Here is a 19461-nt window from a genome sequence, read left to right as displayed (position 1 = left end):
GTTCCTTGAGTCAGCGCTTGAAGGTCGATTGCACTACCACGATAGACTCCCCAGAGCCGCCACCGGCACGACTGGTCACTCGATATACTCGAGATAGAGTGTCCTCGCCAAACTTGGCGCTGTTTCCGGCTGCAGCCGCCGGTAGAGCTGGAAGCAGCTCGATTACGTATTGTGGATTGGGGACGCCATAGTTGAGGCTTGCCGTGACCGCCGGGCTTGCACTCCAATTGAAAACAGTCGCCGATCCGCCACAGGTCCACCAGAAGCAGGGATCGCCTGGGCGCACCACGGGAGCCGAGACCGGTGCCGTGATAGTGGCTTTGCGAAGCTCATTTTCCCCAGCCCTCAATCCCGCCTCTGCAACCTGAAACGCAATGTTGCGGTCACGCATATTGCCCGCCATAGACTCCTGCAAATTCGCATCCTGCATGCCTGCCAAGCCGACGACAGTCAGCAACAACAGCATGACCAACGCAACGATCAGCACAGCGCCTCGCTCTCTCCTGCCCATAATGTCCATTGAAAAGCTCCTAATCCAGGCGGCTACGAATGCCTATGGTTGAAACGAAGACCTGTCGCAACCGGCGATCCTGCGCGCCGCCTGAAGGATTGACCGCACTGCCGTTAAACGTAATTTCCTGCGGCGTCTCGAGGATATTGTCGTTATTGCTCTGCAATAGCATCGCAACTCGAACACTGATGACCTTCGCCCAATTAGCCACATGGGTTACACGGTCTGCGTTGGAAATAGCGCTTGCTGCCGCATAGGAGTCCGGAACACCGTCGCCAGAAGTGTCATAGCCAAACGTGATCTGCATGTCTTGAATACCCTCAACCAGCTCCACAGCGGCAGCTGTGCCCGCACGTTGATACAAAGCGCGTCGACCTGCGGGATTCACTCCGATGAAGTACGCCAGGCTGCTGATTCGAAGAAGTTCTGACTCGACGCCAAACACTTCCTCCGGGGGTGCCGACGCGCCCCCCCAGCTCGCCGGAGATGCGTTGCCGGGTGTCCCGGATGCGGCATGAACGACCAACGCAGCCGATGCTCCATCAGCGTTTAGATTGGTCACCTGGAAAACACGGCTTTTCGAGCAATCGGAAATCATGACGATATCGTTTTCACAGAGGGAGCCATTGGCAGCGCACGAAGGCCCACCATCTGCCCCCGCAACGACCGGAGAGTTTGTTTCAGCACGGAGGTTGCCGCTGCTGTTGTTGGCCTTGATACCTACATCCCCAGCGAACGCGCCGCGGATAAACATGACGTCTGTCCCAGCAACAGGCGCGACGCCCGCCCCCCAACCGGGCACTACTCCCACGTTATCCAGCCCCTCAATTGGCATTTCAAAGTCAAACAGCAGTTTGTCCCCAGCATTGGTCGGGGAGACGTTCAAACCATTGTGCAGATTGCTATTTGCGCCGCCGGCGCAACCCGCATAACCAGCCATGCGCGCATCGCGGCTAATGAAATCGACCGCCAGACGCCCGTTCTCCTGAATTCTGGAAAGTGCATCCTGGGTCGTGTAGACGTGCTTGCTGCCGAGGAATATATGCACTACACCGGTCAGAAGAATCAGCCCGATGACCATCGCGATCATCAACTCGACCAGAGAAAGCCCTACTTGGCCTCGTTTCATAGCTAGATCCGTGTTTGGTAGTTGAACTCGTATGTAGCCCCGTCAGCTTCCTGCCAGGTCACCCGAACGCTGCAAAGCGTGACATCGCAGCTGACCTCGCCGTCTCCGGCAGGCAGAGTGTCGGCGAGCAAGCCAAGCCAGCCGGCGAGATCCTGCGCTGCAAGGGTGCTTCCCGTCGGTGCGGAAGCGGAGAGCGAAAGGTTATAGTTGCCGGCCTGAGCCTTCTCCCGATTGATTCGCATGCGGTCGATCATGTCGTAAGCCAGAATATTGGCCTGCGAACGCAGATAGGACCCCTGGTTGTATTGCAGCCCTCTGGCCTGCAATGCAGCGAGCCCTATCAAACCGACGGAGATGATCACCAACGCGATCAACACCTCAATCAGACTGAAACCGGCATCGTGCCTCTTCGACTTCATTCGCATACAGTTCCTTTGCATATGCTGGGACGACCCGCCAGGCCGATCTGAACGGTTCGCGCGCGCTCAGCCGCAGCGTTTGCCAGACTGAGATCCCAGCTGAAGACATCACTACTGGAGGATGCTCTGGCAAGAGTTCCAATACTCGAATAACGCACCCACCCTCTTCCCGTCGCACCGTTACGCCCGGTGATAGTGCTGCCCGATGGCGGCACGTCGGAAACCCTTAAAAGATTGGCTGCGTTGTATACGGGTGTCGCTGTATCGGACTCCGCAGAATCGACGAAGATAAGCCAACCTGCGGACCAATTCCCGCTAGCGTAATTGCAGTTATCACGCGCGGCATTCGCCCGACAGATTACTACCCTGCGGCTTCGCTTAACCGCCTCCGAACGAGCATATGTCACCGATGTAGTCAGATCGTTGATCAACGACGTTAGCCTGGTATTTCGGACGGCCTGGGACAACGCGGGGACCGCCGCGGCTAATAAAATTGCAAGTATCCCGATGGTGACCATCAGTTCGATTAGCGTGAAAGCATGTTGAGGGTGTCGCATTTATGAATTCATCCCGCGCTTTTGATTTGCATCCTAGGAAGAGGCAAACTTAAAGTCTGCCTGGCACGGATGTACGGCCAATCTAGGATGATGGTCGGTTGTATTAGAAAGATCTCGCAAGGACGCATGCCATGAAACCCAGTGGGTTCACATTATTCGAGCTTCTGATCACGCTTTCTGTCTTGTCTGTCACGTTATCAATCGCAGTTCCTCAACTGCGTGATTCGTTGGTACAGGCGGAGGTGGACAGCACATCGCAACAACTTTTGGCCTCCATCAGCCGGACCCGCCATGAGGCCATCAAGCGCAACACGTTTGTCGTCATGAGTGCCAGAGGCAAATGGGAAAACGGTTGGGAAATCTTCGAAGACCGAAACCAGAATGCCGTGCTGGACGCAGGAGAGGCGGTACTGTTCACCTACGCGAAGCAGTCGAAGATCAAAATCCAAGGCAACAACATCCTGTCGAGCTATATCGGATATGGCAGCACAGGGCGGAGCAGACAGGCGTCTGGTGCATTCCTCGCTGGGAGCCTACTGATATGCGGCACTCGAAGAACCAAAAAAATCGTCGTTAACGCCGGCGGCCGGATTCGCGTAGATGGAATTCAAGGTATCGAGTGCGCTGACAATTAGACAGGTCTTAACCGCAACTCCTTCGGCATGGAGAACGTCACGTTCTCCGGCCTCCCCTCCAGCTCATCCATCCCGGTTGCACCCCACTCGCGCAACTGCTCGATTACCCCACGCACCAGCACCTCAGGTGCCGATGCGCCGGCGGTGATGCCGATGCGCTCGACGCTCTCGAACCATTCTCGCTTGAGGTCCTCGGCGCCGTCGATCAGATACGCGGGTGTGTTCATGCGCTCTGCCAGCTCACGCAGACGGTTCGAATTTGAGCTGTTGGGGCTACCGACTACCAGTACCACGTCGCATTCATCGGCCAGTTGCTTCACCGCATCCTGGCGATTCTGTGTGGCGTAGCAGATGTCGTCCTTGCGAGGACCGCCGATGCTCGGGTACTTACGGCGCAGCGCGTCGATGACGCGACTGGTGTCATCCATGGACAACGTGGTCTGGGTGACGAATGCCAGGGCCTCGGGGTTGCGCACCTGCAGCTGGGCGACATCCTCTTCATCCTCGACCAGGTAGATCGCGCCGCCATTGCGCGCGTCGTACTGCCCCATGGTCCCTTCGACTTCCGGGTGGCCCTGGTGCCCGATGAGGATGCATTCGCGCCCTTCACGACTGTACTTGGCGACTTCCAGATGCACCTTGGTCACCAGCGGACAGGTGGCGTCGAACACCTTCAGGCCGCGTTTCTCGGCTTCCTGTCGAACGGCCTGCGAAACGCCATGGGCGCTGAAGATGACGATGACGTTGTCCGGCACCTGATCCAGCTCCTCGACGAAGACCGCACCGCGGGCACGCAGGTCTTCCACGACGAACTTGTTGTGCACGACCTCATGTCGCACATAGATCGGAGGTCCGAAGACTTCCAGAGCGCGGTTGACGATTTCGATGGCGCGATCTACACCCGCGCAGAAGCCGCGAGGGTTGGCGAGTTTGATTTGCATGATGGGTCTCGGCACGCGAAGGCTTGATGACGGGGGAGTGTAACGCGATACGTGCGGGCATTCTCGGGTGCCCTTCGTCAGCCGGCGGACGCGAACGTCCCCGCCGGCTGCGAGCTGGTTACACCGGTTTGACGTCGATGATTTCGACTTCGAACGTAAGGGTCTTGCCAGCCAGAGGATGGTTGAAGTCCACAGTGACCTGATTGTCATCGAAGGCTTTCACGACCCCTGGCAGCTCGGTGCGGGCCGCGTCCTGAAAGCTCACCATCAAGCCTTCGGAGAGGTCCATCCCGGCGAACTGGCTGCGCGGCATGACCTGCACGTTCTGCGGGTTGATCTGGCCGAAGCCCTGCTCCGGAGCAATCTGCAGGGTGCGCTTGTCACCAGCCTTCAGCCCATAGAGCTGTTGCTCGAAACCCGGCAGCAAGTTGCCGTCACCCACCTTGAAGGTGGCCGGTTTCTTGTCGAATGTGCTGTCGACCAGCTCGCCCGTCTCCAGGCCGAGCGCAAAATGCAGGGTGACTTCCTTGTCCGGCCCAATGCGCTGTTCAGTCATGTGCGGATTCTCCGGTCTTGTTGCCCTTGAACATATCCAGCGCCAGCATCACGGCGCCTACGGTAATGGCGCTATCGGCGATGTTGAACGCCGGGAAGTACCAGCGGTTCTGCCAATGCACCAGGATGAAGTCGACCACGTGACCAAGCACCACGCGGTCATAGAGGTTGCCCAAAGCGCCCCCCAATACCAACGCCAACGCAACGGCGAGCCAGGTTTCGCTGGCCTTCAGGCGCTTGAGCCAGACCACCAGCACGACGCTCACGCCAATGGCGATCGCCGCGAACAGCCAGCGCTGCCAACCGCTGTGGTCGGCCAGAAAGCTGAACGCCGCACCGGTGTTGTAAGCGAGGGTCCAGGCGAAGTAGTCGGGGATGACCTCGACCTTCTGGTACAGGCTGAAATTGGCCTCGAACCAGTGCTTGGTGGCCTGATCGAGGGCGATGACCAATACGCTCAGCCAGAGCCAGGCAAGCTTGCCGAAACGCGCCGTCATGCAGTGACCTCCGCTGAAACACGACGCGGCAGAGCGCGCGTCAGTCCAGCAGCAGTGAAGACCGCATCGTGATGGTGAGCTGAAGCCCAGCCTGCGATCGGCTGCACGGACTCACGCATAGTGACGGACCTCACCGGCGCCTTCGATGTTTTCCACGCAGCGTCCACAGATTTCCGGGTGTTCGGCATGGCTGCCCACGTCCGGCAAATGGTGCCAGCAGCGGCCGCACTTGCTGTGCTCGGTCTTGCGGACCAGCAATTTGAGACCGGCCAGTTCGCTGTCCACTGCCTCGACGGGCGCCTGCGCCAATGGTGCGATGTCTACCGCCGAAGTGATCAGAACGAAGCGCAGCTCACTACCAAGACGGGCCAGCTCGCCGGCCAGCGACTCCTCGGCATACAGGGTGACTTCGGCCTGCAGGTTACCGCCGATGGCCTTGGCGTTGCGCTGGTTCTCCAGCTCCTTGTTTACCGCCGCCTTGACCTCCATGACCTTGTCCCAGAACGGGCGACCCAGCTCGAAGCCTTCCGGCAGCTCGGCAAGCCCTTCGTACCAGGTATTGAGCATCACCGACTCGTTACGCTCGCCCGGCAGGTACTGCCAGATCTCTTCGGCGGTGAACGCCAGGATCGGTGCGATCCAGCGCACCAGCGCCTCGGCAATGTGGTACAGCGCCGTCTGGCAGGAACGCCGCGGCAGACTGTCGGCGCCGGTGGTGTACTGGCGGTCCTTGATGATGTCCAGATAGAAGCCGCCCAGCTCCTGCACGCAGAAGTTGTGCACCTTCTGGTAAACGTTCCAGAACCGGTAGGTGGTGTAAGCCTCCTCGATCTCGCGCTGCAGCAGCAGTGCACGGTCGATGGCCCAGCGATCCAGCGCAATCAGCTGATCATTCGGCACCATGTGCTGCGCCGGGTCGAAACCGTCGAGATTCGAGAGCAGGAAGCGCGCGGTGTTGCGGATGCGTCGATAGGCATCGGCGCTGCGCTGCAGGATCTGCTTGGAAACCGCCATCTCGCCGGAATAGTCGGTGGCCGACACCCACAGACGCAGGATATCGGCGCCCATGCTGTCGGTGATTTCCTGCGGCGCGATGACGTTGCCGAGGGACTTGGACATCTTGCGGCCATTCTCGTCCACGGTGAAACCGTGGGTGAGCAGCCCCTTGTACGGAGCGTGCCCGTCGATGGCGGCGCCGGTCAGCAGCGAGGAATGGAACCAGCCGCGATGCTGATCGGAGCCTTCCAGATAGAGATCGGCACGCGGCCCCTGCTCGTGGCCCATGGGGTGCGAGCCGCGCATCACGTGCCAGTGGGTGGTGCCGGAATCGAACCAGACGTCCAGGGTATCGGTGATCTTCTCGTACTGCGCCGCTTCGTCGCCGAGCAGCTCGGCCGCGTCCAGCTTCGACCAGGCCTCGATACCGCCCTGCTCTACGCGCTGCGCTACCTGCTCCATCAGCTCGACGGTGCGCGGGTGCAGTTCGCCGCTTTCCTTGTGCAGGAAGAACGGGATCGGCACGCCCCAGGTGCGCTGGCGCGAGATGCACCAGTCCGGGCGTCCGGCGATCATGCCGTGCAGGCGCGCCTGCCCCCAGGCCGGGACGAACTCGGTCTGCTCGATGGCGTCCAGTGCACGACGACGCAGCGAACTGCCGTCATGGGCAACCTTGTCCATGCCGACGAACCACTGCGCCGTGGCGCGGTAGATCAGCGGCGTCTTGTGCCGCCAGCAGTGCATGTAGCTGTGCTGGATCGACTCGTGCTTGAGCAGCGCACCCACCTCGGCGAGCTTTTCGACGATCGCCGGATTGGCCTTCCAGATGAACTGGCCGCCAAAGAACGGCAGATCCGAGACATAGACGCCGTTGCTCTGCACCGGGCCGAGAATGTCGTCATTCTCTATCCCGTAGTGCTTGCAGGAGCGGAAGTCGTCCTCGCCGTATGCGGGCGCCGAATGGACGATACCGGTACCGGCACCGGTTTCCACGTAGTCGGCCAGATAGACCGGAGCGAAGCGCTCGTAGAACGGATGACGGAAGCGGATCAGCTCCAGCGCCTTGCCTTCGCAACGGGCGATGATTTCACCGGCCAGGCCATAGCGCTGCAGACAGGACTCGACCAGTTCTTCGGCCAGCACCAGCAAGCGCTCGCCGGTGTCCACCAGCGCATAGACGAACTCGGGATGCACGTTCAGCGCCTGGTTGGCCGGAATGGTCCAGGGCGTGGTGGTCCAGATGACGATGCTGGCGCGCTTGGCCAGACTGGCCAGGCCGAACGCGGCGGCCAGCTTGTCGGCGTCCTCGACATCGAAGGCGACGTCGATGGCATCGGATTTCTTGTCCTGATACTCCACCTCAGCCTCTGCCAGCGCCGAACCGCAGTCGAAGCACCAGTTGACCGGCTTCAGCCCCTTGAAGACAAAGCCACCCTCAACCATCTTGGCCAGGGCACGAATTTCCCCGGCCTCGTTGGCGAAGTCCATGGTCTTGTAGGGGTTGTCCCAGTCGCCCAAAACGCCGAGACGAATGAAGTCGGCCTTCTGCCCTTCGATCTGCTCGGCGGCGTAGGCGCGGCAACGCTCGCGGGTCAGATCCGCTGGCTGGTTCTTGCCGAAGGTGGTCTCGACCTTGTGCTCGATGGGCAAGCCATGGCAGTCCCAACCCGGTACGTAAGGTGCGTCGAACCCGGCGAGGGTACGCGAACGCACGATCATGTCCTTGATGACCTTGTTCACCGCATGGCCGATGTGGATGTTGCCGTTGGCGTACGGCGGGCCATCGTGCAGGATGAACTTCGGGCGTCCCTCGCCGATCTGCCGCAGCTTCCGGTACAGGTCGATGCTGTTCCAGCGCTGCAGAATCTCCGGCTCGCGCTGTGGCAGACCGGCCTTCATCGGAAATGCCGTGGACGGCAGATTGAGGGTCGCTTTGTAATCGGTCATTTCAGTCCTGACTCGTCATAAGGGATGAAGCCCGCCAGTATTCACGGGCAGCGGCGATGTCCGCATCGATCGCCGTCTTGAGCGCCTCAAGCGAGGCAAAGCGCTGCTCGTCGCGCAGCTTGCGATGAAAGGTCACCTGCACCAGACGGCCATACAGGTCACCCTGGTAATCGAGCAGATGGACCTCCAGATGGGGCTGGCCGTCACTTTCGACCGTAGGCCGCATGCCGATGTTGGCCACGCCGGCGAACACATTGCCCTCTACCTCGAGTGTCACGACGAACACGCCGCTGAGCGGCGTGTTGCGACGCTTGAGCTGGACATTGGCAGTCGGCGCGCCCAGCTGGCGACCGAGTTTCTGCCCATGCATGACCCGCCCGGTGATCGCGAAGGGCCTGCCGAGCAATGCCTCGGCACAGCCCAGGTCACCGTCGGCCAGTACCTGGCGCAGCCGCGTGCTGCTGACACGCTCGCCATCCACCTCGATGGTGGTGGCCGCCTCGACACTGAAGCCTTCGGCGGCGCCAGCCTTGAGCAGGAAGTCGAAGTCGCCGGCGCGGTCACAGCCGAAACGAAAATCGTCGCCCACTTCCAGGTGCCGCACGCCAAGGCCTTCAACCAGTGTGGCGTGGACGAACTCCGCGGCACTCAGCTCGCGCAGCCGACGATTGAAGGCCAGGCACAGCACCAGATCAACCCCCTGCTCGCTCAGCAGCTGCAGTTTCTCGCGCAGCCGGGTCAGCCGTGCGGGCGCCCGATCCGGCGAAAAGTATTCACGCGGTTGCGGCTCGAAGATCACCACGCAGCTCGGCAGCCCCAGCTCGGCCGCGCGTTCGCGCAAGCGCGCCAGGATGGCCTGATGCCCCCGGTGCACGCCGTCGAAATTGCCGATGGTGGCGACGCAGCCCCGATGCCGGGGGCGCAGGTTGTGAAGACCTCGAACCAGCTGCATACCGCACTTCTTGCTTGAAAAGTGGCCGATTATACGCATGTGACATGGCGAGCGGACAGGTTTGCATCGGCCGGAAAGCGGCGATCAATGCCGCAAATGTCGCGGCCGCAACCCCGTCAGCAACAGCCCAGCGACAAATGCCGCCAAGCCGGCGCTGACCAGCAAGCCCAGCTGCAGCGCGCGCTGCTGCCAGCCCCACTGGAACCACTCCTGGGCCGGCACGTTAAGCCACCAGACGACCGCCACCATCGCCGCACAGGCCGCCGCCAGGCGCAGGCCGAACAGCCACCAGCCGGGTGCCGGCCGATAGACGCCGATCTTGTACAGCCCCCAGAACAGCAGCACGGCATTGAGCATGGATGACAGCGACGTCGCCAGCGCCAGGCCGACGTGCTGCAGCGGCCAGATCAGAATCAGGTTCATCACCATGTTCGCCACCATGCAGATCACGGCGACACGTACCGGCGTCTTCAGGTCCTGACGCGCGAAGAAGCCCGGCGCCAGCACCTTGATCAGCATGAACGCCAGCACGCCCAGCGAGTACGCCTGCAGCGCCCGCGCCGACTGCACTACCGCCTCCTCGCTCATGGCGCCGTAGTAGAACAGGCTGGCGATCATCGGCTCGGCGAGAATGCCCAGCGCCAGTGCCGCCGGTACGCCCACCAGCAGCACCATGCGCAGCGCCCACTCCAGAGTCGCCGAGAACGCCTTGGGATCCTCACCGGCATGCTGGCGCGACAGGCTCGGCAGAATTACCGTGCCGATGGCGATGCCGAACGCACCCAGCGGCAATTCGGACAGCCGGTCGGCGTAATAGAGCCAGGAAACGCTGCCGGTTTGCAGGAACGACGCCAGCACGGTATCCAGCAGCAGATTGATCTGGCTTACCGAAACCCCGAACAGCGCCGGCACCATCAGCAGCATGATGCGCCGCACCCCCTCGTCACCCCGCTTGACTAGTGGCCTGGGCAGCAGCCCCAGCTTGGCGACATACGGCAGCTGGAACGCCAGCTGGGCAAACCCCGCGATGAATACGCCCCAGGCCAGCGCCATGATCGGCTGATCGAAATAGGGGGTCAGGAACACCGCCGACATGATCATGCAGACGTTGAGCAGCACAGGCGTGAAACCGGGCACCGCGAAATAGCCGTAGCTGTTCAGCACCCCCGAGGTGAAGGCCGTCAGCGAGATCAGCATCAGATAGGGAAAGGTGATGCGCAGCAACTCGCCGGCCAGCTGCATTTTCGCCGGATCGTCGTGAAAGCCCGGCGCGAAGACCATCACCACATAGGGCGCGAACAGCACGCCCAGCGCGGTCAGCCCTGCCAGAATGAGCCCGAGCATGCCTGCCGTACGATCCACCAGCTGTTTGACGTCCGCCAGCGTGCGCTTGGTGCGGTACTCCGACAGCACCGGCACGAATGCCTGGGCGAAGGCCCCCTCGGCGAACAGCCGGCGGAGGAAGTTGGGGATCTTGAACGCGATGAAGAACGCGTCCGCCGCCGCACCGGAGCCGAAGTAGCTGGCGACCACCATATCGCGTACCATGCCCAGCACGCGCGACAGCAGGGTCATGACACTGACCACGGCGCTGGAGCGCAACAATCCGCCCTTGCCGATTTTTTCGGACATTTGTCTTCCTAGAGTTGCAGCGAGACTGATCGACCGGGCGCCCTGCGCCGGCCTGATCGATGGCCAGTTACGACACGAAATGAGGCGGCGAGTTTAGCCTCAGCCCATCTGTCCGGCCAGCTTCTCAACCCATTCGACCAGGCTTGACAAGCGCCCTTCGCATCGGCATGATTCGCGGCCTTATTTGCTTTGCAATCCCCACGTTTTCGAGGAGTTCGACGGTGGCCAACAGCCCTTCCGCCAAAAAACGCGCAATTCAGGCTGAGAAGCGTCGCAGCCACAACGCCAGCTTGCGCTCCATGGTTCGCACCTACATCAAGAATGTGGTCAAGGCCATCGACGCCAAGGACCTGGACAAGGCCCGCGCAGCCTACACCGCCGCTGTGCCGGTCATCGACCGCATGGCTGACAAAGGCATCATCCACAAGAACAAAGCTGCTCGTCACAAGAGCCGCCTGAACGGCCACATCAAGGCCCTCGGCGAAGCTGCTGCAGCCTAACTGCAGGTTCTTGTAAAAAAACCGGCCTAGCGCCGGTTTTTTTGTGCCTGCTTTTGCTGCCTCACCCCGACGGATCGAGACGACTGCAATTATTGCGTCACCGGCCAGGGCAGAATCGGAATCGCCGTCACCGCATTCTGCGGACTACCCTCGATGACCCGGTCGCTGTACACCAGATAGACCAGCGCATTGCGCGACTCGTCGAAGAAACGCACCACCTGCATGGTCTTGAACACCAGCGATGTGCGCTCCTTGAACACCACATCGCCATCCTTGAGCTTGCCCTTGATGCGAATCGGGCCGACCTGACGACAGGCGATGGAGGCCTCCGCGCGATCCTCGGCCAGGCCCAGGCCGCCCTTGATACCGCCAGTCTTGGCCCGCGACAGATAGCAGGTCACGCCATCGACCATGGGGTCATCGAATGCCTCGACTACGATCTTGTGATTCGGCCCGAGCCACTTGAACACCGTGTCGACCGCGCCGATCTCCTCGGCAGCCGTTAGGCCCGGCAGAGCCAATCCCACCATCATTGCCGCAATCGCCAAGCGCATGGAACACCTCAGACCAGAATCATGTTGTCGCGATGGATCAGCTCGGGCTCATCGACATAGCCAAGCAGCTTTTCGATCTCGTCGGACGGCCGCCCGAGAATGCGCTGCGCCTCGGCCGCACTGTAATTCACCAACCCGCGCGCTACCTCGGCGCCCTGCGGACCGACGCAGACCACCATCTCGCCACGACGGAACGCGCCCTGCACCGCACGCACACCTACCGGCAGCAGGCTGCGATTACCCTGACGCAAGGCCAGCACCGCCCCGTCGTCCAGGATCAGCGTGCCACGCGTCTGCAGATGGCCGGCCAGCCACTGCTTGCGAGCCGCGTGTCGACTACACTCAGGCGCCAGCAGGGTACCCAGCCGCTCGCCAGCCTTGAGGCGCGACAGTACCTGCTCGATGCGCCCACCGACGATCACCGTGTGCGCACCGGAACGCGCAGCGAGGCGCGCCGCCCTGAGCTTCGTCTGCATGCCACCACGACCCAGCGCGCCGCCGGTGCCGCCTGCAACCGCATCCAGCGCCGGGTCGTCGGCGCGCGCCTCGCTGATCAGATTGGCTTCGGGGTTATGGCGCGGATCGGCATCGAACATGCCATCGCGATCGGTGAGGATCACCAGCAGGTCGGCCTCGACCAGGTTGGCAACCAGCGCGGCCAGGGTATCGTTGTCACCGAAGCGGATTTCGTCAGTGACAACCGTGTCGTTCTCGTTGATGACCGGCACCACGCCGAGATCGATGAGCGTGCGCAGCGTGCTGCGCGCATTGAGGTAGCGCTTGCGATCGGACAGGTCGTCATGGGTGACCAGAATCTGCGCCGTCTGCTGATCGCAGCGCGCGAAGCTCGACTCCCAGGCACGGATGAGCCCCATCTGGCCCACCGCAGCGGCAGCCTGAAGTTCATGCACCGCTTTGGGACGCGAAGCCCAACCGAGACGACTCATGCCGGCGGCCACCGCACCGGACGAAACCAGCACCAGCTCGACCCCCGCCGCTCGCAGCGCCACCATCTGGTCGACCCAGACAGCCATCGCTGCCTGATCGAGCCCTCGACCGTCGGCGGTCAGCAGCGCACTGCCGATCTTCACCACCCAGCGCCGCGCGCCGCTCACCTTGTCCCGCATCGTTCCCGCCTTCCATTCGGCCAAAACACTTCCGGATCGGGCTGCGCACGAGCCAGCCCGCCGACCACCCACCTGAACCAGGCCTCACAGCGACCCGACGCTCGCCTCAGCGAACGTAGATGATCTCGGCGCCGCCCTCGTCATCATCATCGTCGTCGAAGTCGTCATCATCCGCCTCCTCGACCGACTTGACACCAGCACGACGCAGCGCCCGCTGGTCGTCGAGCTCCTGCAGCCGAGCCCGAGCCTCGTCCTCGATCTGCCGATCCAGCTCGGCGAGCGCCTCGGCATACTCGGGCTCCTCGGCGATACGCACGGCACGCTCATCCAGGTAACGCATGATCGCCTGACTCAGCGCCTCGGTGCCCTCGCTCTCCAGCGCGGAGATGACGAACACCGGCCCTTTCCAATCCAGCCGCTCGACCACCTGCCGCACGCGCTCTTCGCGCTCCTCCTCGAGCAGCTGATCGGCCTTGTTCAGCACCAGCCAGCGATCACGCTGCGTCAGCGCCGGGCTGAATTTTTCCAGCTCATTGAGGATCACCTCAGCGGCATCGGCCGGATCACTGCCGTCCAGAGGCGCCATATCGACCAGATGCAACAACAGGCGGGTGCGCGCCAGGTGCTTGAGAAAGCGAATGCCAAGCCCGGCACCTTCCGAGGCACCCTCGATCAACCCCGGGATATCGGCAATCACGAAGCTTTTGTAGCGACCGACGCTGACCACGCCGAGGTTCGGCACCAGCGTGGTGAACGGATAGTCGGCCACCTTCGGTTTGGCTGCCGACACCGAACGGATGAAGGTGCTCTTGCCGGCGTTCGGCAACCCCAGCAGACCGACGTCCGCCAGTACCTTCAACTCCAGCTTGAGGTCGCGCGCATCGCCCGGCTTGCCTGGCGTGGTCTGCCGCGGCGCGCGGTTGGTGCTGGACTTGAAACGCGTATTGCCGAGCCCGTGCCAGCCACCCTGCGCCACCAGCAGTCGCTGACCGGCCTTGGTCAGGTCGCCCATGATTTCCTGGGTCGCTGCATCGATGACCGTGGTACCTACCGGCACCGGCAGGATAAGGTCTTCGCCTCTGGCGCCAGTGCAATCGGTACTGCCGCCCTTCTGCCCGTTCTGCGCATGGAATCGGCGGGTATAGCGATAGTCCACCAGGGTATTGAGGTTCTCGTCGGCCTCGAGATACACCGAGCCGCCGTCACCACCATCACCACCGTTGGGACCACCCTTCTCGATGAACTTCTCGCGACGGAAGCTCATCATGCCGTTACCGCCGTCACCGGCCTTTACAAAAATCGATACTTCATCGACGAATTTCATGGGAACGCCTCCCGTCGCAGGACGGGCTTAAGAAACAGAACGTAAGGATCTTGCGAAAAACCGGACGATCGCCAAGCGGTTCTCGGCAAGAGCCTCACAGGATACAGAAACAAAAAAGCCCCGTCGCATGACAGGGCTTTTCCAGCAACGCCGCAGTTAGGCTGCGACGACGCTCACGTAGCGACGGCCAAAAGCGCCCTTCACTTCGAACTTGACCACGCCTTCGACCTTGGCGAAGAGGGTGTGATCCTTGCCCATACCAACGCCATAACCGGCGTGGAACTGGGTGCCGCGCTGACGCACGATGATATTGCCGGCCTTGATGACCTGGCCGCCATACATCTTCACGCCAAGTCGTTTGGCTTCTGAGTCGCGACCGTTGCGGGTAGAACCGCCAGCTTTTTTGTGTGCCATGAGTTCAATACTCCTATATGGGGATCCAGGCCCGATTAGCCCTGAATACCGGTGATTTTGACCTCAGTGAACCACTGACGGTGGCCCTGACGCTTCATGTGGTGCTTACGACGGCGGAACTTGATGATGGTCACTTTGTCGTGGCGGCCCTGGGCAACCACTTCTGCGGTGACTTTGGCACCATCGACCACCGGAGCGCCGATCTTCACATCGTCGCCGTTGCCGATCAGCAGAACGCGGTCAAAGGTGACAGCTTCGCCAGTCGGAACTTCGAGTTTTTCAATCTTGAGGTATTCGCCTTCGGCAACCTTGTATTGCTTGCCGCCGGTTACGATAACTGCGTACATCTTGTATCTCCGTTGATCCTGCTCACCCAGCGCTTTGTAGGAATCGTTGGTGACTGGCATGGCTGCATGGGGCCGGAAGGTGACGCCCGTGCAATTGCGTAAGGCAGGGAAATGCCCAGGGGGAAGTTCAGGGTCCGCGATTGTACGCATGCGCCACCCCCTGCGCAATAGCCAGCCGGCGTCGCCTTGACAGTGCCATACCCGCCCCCTAGCATGCCGCGCAATCTGCGAGGAGTCCCCGATGCAACCCCAGTCTTTCTATCAAGTTGTGGCGGACGATTTTGCCGCTGTCGACGGCATCATCCGCAAGCAGCTGACTTCGCGCGTTCCTCTGGTGGAGAAGATCGGGGATTACATCACTTCGGCCGGCGGCAAGCGCCTGCGCCCGCTGCTGGTTCTGCTCAGCGGCAGCGCGCTCGGGCATAACGGCGACCAGCTGCGCCTGCTCGCCGCTATCATCGAGTTTCTGCACACCTCAACACTGCTGCATGACGATGTCGTCGACATGTCTGGCATGCGCCGCGGCCGCTCCACTGCCAACGCGCTATGGGGCAATGCTCCCAGCGTGCTTGTCGGCGACTTTCTATACGCACGCTCGTTCGAGATGATGGTCGAGCTGGATTCGATGCCGGTCATGCGCATCATTTCTCAGGCGACCCGAGTCATCGCCGAAGGCGAAGTGCTGCAGCTGTCGAAAGTTCGCGACGCCAGCACCACCGAAGAGATCTATATGGAAGTCATCCGCGGCAAGACCGCGATGCTCTTCGAGGCCTCGACGCACAGCGCCGCCACGCTCGCCGCCGCCAGCGAGGAACAGCGCGAGGCGTTGCGCACCTTCGGTGACCACCTCGGCATTGCCTTCCAGCTGGTCGACGACCTGCTCGACTATCAGGGCGATACCGAAACCCTCGGCAAGAACGTCGGCGACGACCTCGCCGAAGGCAAACCCACGCTGCCGCTGATCTACACCATGCGCGAAGGCACCGCCGAACAGGCCGCCCTGGTGCGCAAGGCCATCCAGAAAGGCGGGCTGGAAGATCTGGAGAGCATCCGCGCTGCGGTCGAAGCCTCGGGAGCCCTGGACTACACCGCCAGGCTCGCCCGCGACTATGCCGAACGTGCCATCGCCTGCCTCGAAGTCGTTCCGGCCAACCAATATCGCGATGCGCTGGCCGATCTCTGCCGTTTCGCAGTGGCCCGCACTCACTGATCTGCTACATCGCTGCGTCGCCTACGGCGCAGCCGTCCACCTATAGCCGCATAACTACCTGGCTCGCCGTTACCCGATCGGCAGGTGGAAATTCGCGCTTGCATCTCTGCAAATAACAATTATTCTCATTAATAGATTGAATTGGAGATGCCGCATGACTTATCTGATCGACGCCTGGCTGGACCGGCCGCAGCCCTACCTTCGCATACTCGACCGCAATACCGGCGCGGTGTGCGTTTCACTGGATGGAGAGGCGCTGGAGGAGCTGCGCGAGCAGGGCGATCTCGACCTGCAGGAGCTCAGTACGAACGAACCTTGCGTGCTCAAGGAGCAGATCCGCAATCTGTTTCTGTTCAGCTATGCCCGGGCATTGCGCCCCTGAGCTGATAGAGACCTGAACGCGCGCACCGAGGCAGAAAACACGCGCGTCCGTGGTCGGCGCCGCCGCGCATAGCGCGCGACAGCAACCGAAAGACCGCGACTGCGTCAGAGTACGTCCAGCAGTTCGACGTCGAACACCAGCGTGCTGTGCGGCGGAATGCTACCGACGCCCTGGGCACCGTAGGCCAGTTCACTCGGCACGTAGAGACGCCACTTGCTACCGGCATTCATCAGCTGCAGCGCCTCGGTCCAGCCGGCGATCACGCCACCGACCGGGAACTCGGCCGGCTGGCCGCGCTGGTAGGAACTGTCGAACACGCTGCCGTCGATCAGGGTGCCGTGGTAGTGGGTGCGTACGCTGTCTTCGCGGCTCGGCTTGGCGCCCTCGCCCGTGGTCAGCACTTCATACTGCAGGCCGGATTCCAGCACCACCACGCCGTCGCGCTTGGCGTTATCGGCGAGAAACGCACGGCCTTCGGCAGCGGCGGCCTCGGCCTTCTGCTGAGCTTCGACCTGCATGCGCTGGCGGATCACCGCGAAGCTGGCATTCAGCGCCTCGGGGCTGACCTGGCTGGCAGCACCGGCGAACGCGTCGCGAATACCGGCGATCACCGCGTCGAGGCTGACACCCGGCGGCGGGTTGTCACGCAGCTGATCACCCAGCTGACGGCCGATGCCGTAGCTGACGCGGGTTTCGTCGGTGGAGAGATTGAGTTCGGTCATGCCGGGCTCCGGTCAGGTAAAAAAGGTCGGCCAGCCTAGCACAGCCGGATAGCCGGAGTCGTCGCAGCCTGGCCCTCACATGCGTCGGCAGCGCTGCGAGCAGTAACGCACTTCGTCCCAGCAGCGCGCCCACTTCCTGCGCCAGCTGAACGGCAGACCACAGCGGGCACAGATCTTCGATGGCAGGTCGGCCTTCCTTCTCACAAGGAATCCCCAGCATCCAGCCGTGCCAGCAGCGCTTCGCCACGCTGCCAGAGCGCCTGCTGCCTGGCCTCGTCCATGCGGGTCAGGTTGCGATAGACCATGGTCATTCGTGGATTGCCCTGCAGCCGCTCACGGTGGCGCATCAGAAAGTGCCAGTACAGCGCGTTGAACGGGCAGGCATCCTCCGTCGTGCTCTCGGCCACCCTGTATGAGCAGCCTTGGCAGTAGTCGGACATCCGCTTGATGTACTGGCCGCTCGCGCAGTAGGGCTTGGATCCCAGGTAACCGCCGTCGGCGTGCAGCACCATACCCAGCACGTTTGGCAGCTCCACCCACTCGAAGGCATCCATGTACACGGCCAGGTACCAGTCGCACAGCGCCGGCGGCGCGATACCCGCGAGCAGGGCGAAGTTGCCCGTCACCATCAGCCGCTGGATATGATGCGTGTAGGCCAGTTCGAGCGTCTGGCCGATCACCTGGCGCATGCAGCTCATCCGCGTCCGACCGGTCCAGTAGAACTCCGGCAGTGGCCGATCGTTGCCGAATGCATTGCGCCGCGCATAGTCGGGCATCTGCAGCCAGTAGATGCCGCGCACATACTCGCGCCAGCCGATCAGCTGACGAATGAAGCCCTCGGCCGCGTTCAGCGCCACGTGCCCCGTTCGATAGGCCGCCTCGACATCGGCGCACAGTCGCCGCAGGTCGAGCAGTCCGACATTGAGCGCCGCGCCGATGCGCGCATGAAACAGGAAGGGATCGCCGCTGGCCATGGCATCCTGGTAATCACCGAACGCAGCCAGGCCGAAATCCAAAAAGTGCTTCCAGAGCTGCTCGGCCTCGGCGTGGGTCACCGGGTAATCGAAGCCATCCAGGCCGCCGTAGTGATGGGCGAAGCTTGAGCTCACCAGTGTCAGCACTTCACAGGTAATGACATTGGCCGTAAAGGACAGCCTGATCGGGCCATGTAGCCCGCGCGGCAGCGCCTTGCGATTGTCGGCGTCGAGATTCCAGACACCACCCTCCGGCGAGCCATCCGGATTCAACAGCAACCCGGTTCGACGCCGCATCTCCCGGTAGAAGAACTCCATGCGCAACTGCTGCTTGCCCCGCGCCCAGCGTGCGAACTCGCTGCGCGAGCAGAGAAAGCGCCGATCTTCATGCCAGTTGATTGACAACCCCGTGCCCTTCAGCGCCTGCTCGACGCGCCAGTCGCCGGTCTCGGTGATGTGTATCGTTTCGGGCCGGTGCAATGCGGCAAAGCGGGCCAGCTCACCCGCCAGAGAGCCGCTGTTGGCCGGGTCATCGAGCCGCACGTAATCCACTGCCACGCCACGTTCGCGAAGCGCTTCGGCGAAATGGCGCATGGCACTGAACAGGAAGACGATCTTCTGTGGGTGGTGCGGGACATGACCAGCCTCCTCAGTTACCTCGGCCAACAACACCCGATCACGCGATGGATCCAGGCCGCTCAGCGCGGACAGCTCGAAGCTCAACTGATCGCCAAGCACCAGCCGCAACGCGGCGACATCCTGGCTGCCGGACGCTGCGCCCCTCCAGCGCGGTGACAATGCTCGGCTCACCACTGCGAGCGCATACCGATAGGTACGCGCAAAGGCTCGCGCAGCCCCTCGGACAGGCCGCACATCTCATCGTAGGGCGACTGCTGCACCAGATGGAAAGGCAGCTCGGGCAGTTCACGCAGCAGATCACGGGCATGCTCGACCGAACGCAGATGCCAGACGCGACCGAGCTCATCGACCAGGCTGTGACGCTGGCCTTGCAGATAGATATCGAGGATATAGATGCCGCCCTCGAGGGAGATCAGCTCGAGGGCGTCGATGCGACCGGCATCGGCGTGCCGGACAAGGTCTTGGAGGTTCATGGCGGGCTCCCGGAAAATCCGATA

23 protein-coding genes are annotated in these 19461 nt (G+C 62.0%); 4 read left to right on the top strand and 19 right to left on the bottom strand.

Translation table 11 applies throughout. From position 1 onward, the window contains the following. Positions 1-10: 10 nt before the first annotated feature. The 4 genes from OUY36_RS04625 to OUY36_RS22020 are packed head-to-tail and all read right to left on the bottom strand — an operon-like array spanning position 11 to position 2577. The gene (locus OUY36_RS04625) at positions 11-520 is read right to left on the bottom strand and encodes a pilus assembly PilX family protein (RefSeq protein WP_133456203.1); all 510 of its coding nucleotides are present in this window, start codon (positions 518-520) and stop codon (positions 11-13) included. A gap of 10 nt (positions 521-530) precedes the next feature. After that, positions 531-1640: a PilW family protein gene (locus OUY36_RS04620; RefSeq protein ID WP_133456204.1), complete on the bottom strand. Its 1110-nt coding sequence runs from the start codon at positions 1638-1640 to the stop codon at positions 531-533. 2 nt (positions 1641-1642) lie between these two features. Then, positions 1643-2059, bottom strand: a complete 417-nt coding sequence (gene pilV, locus OUY36_RS04615) for a type IV pilus modification protein PilV (protein WP_205893221.1) — start codon at positions 2057-2059, stop codon at positions 1643-1645. Beyond that, positions 2056-2577, bottom strand: a complete 522-nt coding sequence (locus OUY36_RS22020) for a GspH/FimT family pseudopilin (RefSeq protein WP_442807059.1) — start codon at positions 2575-2577, stop codon at positions 2056-2058. Before OUY36_RS22020 ends, pilV begins: the two co-directional genes overlap by 4 nt. A gap of 170 nt (positions 2578-2747) precedes the next feature. On the opposite strand from OUY36_RS22020, the gene OUY36_RS04610 reads away from it, so the two are divergent. After that, entirely contained in the window at positions 2748-3251 is a 504-nt protein-coding gene (locus tag OUY36_RS04610; protein WP_133456325.1) for a GspH/FimT family pseudopilin, read from the top strand. On the opposite strand, the gene ispH is transcribed toward OUY36_RS04610, so the two are convergent. From ispH to murJ, 6 genes are all read right to left on the bottom strand, one after another. Then, complete coding sequence (ispH, locus tag OUY36_RS04605; RefSeq protein WP_267936955.1) at positions 3248-4192, bottom strand: 4-hydroxy-3-methylbut-2-enyl diphosphate reductase; 945 nt, start codon at positions 4190-4192, stop codon at positions 3248-3250. The two genes, OUY36_RS04610 and ispH, sit on opposite strands and share 4 nt — an antisense overlap. Positions 4193-4310: 118 nt before the next feature. Beyond that, positions 4311-4748 carry an FKBP-type peptidyl-prolyl cis-trans isomerase gene (locus OUY36_RS04600; protein WP_084898814.1) on the bottom strand — a complete coding sequence of 146 codons (438 nt, stop codon included), beginning with the start codon at positions 4746-4748 and terminating at the stop codon, positions 4311-4313. Next, entirely contained in the window at positions 4741-5244 is a 504-nt protein-coding gene (lspA, locus tag OUY36_RS04595; protein WP_014595905.1) for a signal peptidase II, read from the bottom strand. Before lspA ends, OUY36_RS04600 begins: the two co-directional genes overlap by 8 nt. A 111-nt stretch (positions 5245-5355) precedes the next feature. Beyond that, the gene (gene ileS / locus OUY36_RS04590; protein ID WP_267936954.1) at positions 5356-8187 is read right to left on the bottom strand and encodes an isoleucine--tRNA ligase; all 2832 of its coding nucleotides are present in this window, start codon (positions 8185-8187) and stop codon (positions 5356-5358) included. A gap of 1 nt (position 8188) precedes the next feature. After that, entirely contained in the window at positions 8189-9139 is a 951-nt protein-coding gene (gene ribF, locus OUY36_RS04585) for a bifunctional riboflavin kinase/FAD synthetase (protein WP_267936953.1), read from the bottom strand. Positions 9140-9223: 84 nt separating this feature from the next. Continuing rightward, positions 9224-10771, bottom strand: a complete 1548-nt coding sequence (murJ, locus tag OUY36_RS04580) for a murein biosynthesis integral membrane protein MurJ (RefSeq protein WP_267936952.1) — start codon at positions 10769-10771, stop codon at positions 9224-9226. 221 nt (positions 10772-10992) lie between these two features. Here murJ and rpsT point away from each other — a divergent pair, with 221 nt between their 5' ends. Further along, positions 10993-11271 carry a 30S ribosomal protein S20 gene (rpsT, locus tag OUY36_RS04575; protein WP_003288018.1) on the top strand — a complete coding sequence of 93 codons (279 nt, stop codon included), beginning with the start codon at positions 10993-10995 and terminating at the stop codon, positions 11269-11271. A gap of 89 nt (positions 11272-11360) precedes the next feature. Here rpsT and OUY36_RS04570 read toward each other — a convergent pair whose 3' ends face one another. From OUY36_RS04570 to rplU, 5 genes are all read right to left on the bottom strand, one after another. Then, positions 11361-11825, bottom strand: coding sequence for a CreA family protein (locus OUY36_RS04570; protein WP_125868220.1), 465 nt, complete (start codon positions 11823-11825; stop codon positions 11361-11363). An 8-nt stretch (positions 11826-11833) separates the two neighbouring features. Then, positions 11834-12952 (bottom strand): glutamate 5-kinase, encoded by a 1119-nt coding sequence (proB, locus tag OUY36_RS04565; RefSeq protein ID WP_152480878.1) that lies wholly within the window; start codon positions 12950-12952, stop codon positions 11834-11836. A gap of 106 nt (positions 12953-13058) precedes the next feature. Then, positions 13059-14276 (bottom strand): Obg family GTPase CgtA, encoded by a 1218-nt coding sequence (gene cgtA, locus OUY36_RS04560; RefSeq protein WP_152480877.1) that lies wholly within the window; start codon positions 14274-14276, stop codon positions 13059-13061. 156 nt (positions 14277-14432) lie between these two features. Further along, on the bottom strand, positions 14433-14690 hold the full coding sequence (gene rpmA, locus OUY36_RS04555) for a 50S ribosomal protein L27 (RefSeq protein WP_003292362.1): 258 nt from the start codon (positions 14688-14690) through the stop codon (positions 14433-14435). Between the two features lie 35 nt (positions 14691-14725). Continuing rightward, positions 14726-15037, bottom strand: a complete 312-nt coding sequence (gene rplU, locus OUY36_RS04550) for a 50S ribosomal protein L21 (protein WP_013981863.1) — start codon at positions 15035-15037, stop codon at positions 14726-14728. Positions 15038-15278: 241 nt separating this feature from the next. Between rplU and OUY36_RS04545 the strand changes: the two genes are divergently transcribed. Together OUY36_RS04545 and OUY36_RS04540 are read left to right on the top strand one after the other, a co-directional pair. Further along, positions 15279-16247 (top strand): polyprenyl synthetase family protein, encoded by a 969-nt coding sequence (locus OUY36_RS04545; RefSeq protein WP_063544276.1) that lies wholly within the window; start codon positions 15279-15281, stop codon positions 16245-16247. Between the two features lie 154 nt (positions 16248-16401). Next, positions 16402-16629 (top strand): PA4570 family protein, encoded by a 228-nt coding sequence (locus OUY36_RS04540; protein WP_049339019.1) that lies wholly within the window; start codon positions 16402-16404, stop codon positions 16627-16629. Positions 16630-16733: 104 nt separating this feature from the next. Here the strand turns inward: OUY36_RS04540 and OUY36_RS04535 are convergent, their stop codons facing one another. From OUY36_RS04535 to OUY36_RS04520, 4 genes are all read right to left on the bottom strand, one after another. Next, a complete protein-coding gene (locus tag OUY36_RS04535) occupies positions 16734-17351 on the bottom strand; it encodes an FKBP-type peptidyl-prolyl cis-trans isomerase (protein ID WP_267936951.1) in 618 nt (205 codons plus the stop codon). A 75-nt stretch (positions 17352-17426) separates the two neighbouring features. After that, positions 17427-17555, bottom strand: coding sequence for a DUF2256 domain-containing protein (locus tag OUY36_RS04530; protein WP_073865976.1), 129 nt, complete (start codon positions 17553-17555; stop codon positions 17427-17429). Continuing rightward, positions 17552-19123: a cryptochrome/photolyase family protein gene (locus OUY36_RS04525; RefSeq protein WP_267936949.1), complete on the bottom strand. Its 1572-nt coding sequence runs from the start codon at positions 19121-19123 to the stop codon at positions 17552-17554. Before OUY36_RS04525 ends, OUY36_RS04530 begins: the two co-directional genes overlap by 4 nt. Positions 19124-19131: 8 nt before the next feature. After that, positions 19132-19437 (bottom strand): DUF6482 family protein, encoded by a 306-nt coding sequence (locus OUY36_RS04520; protein ID WP_063544268.1) that lies wholly within the window; start codon positions 19435-19437, stop codon positions 19132-19134. Positions 19438-19461: the final 24 nt, after the last annotated feature.

Source organism: Stutzerimonas sp. R40042, assembly GCF_026642215.1.
GTDB classification, from domain to species: domain Bacteria; phylum Pseudomonadota; class Gammaproteobacteria; order Pseudomonadales; family Pseudomonadaceae; genus Stutzerimonas; species Stutzerimonas frequens.
The sequence above is the reverse complement of the archived record's forward strand: the minus strand, read 5'-3'. Positions and strand labels throughout refer to the sequence as shown.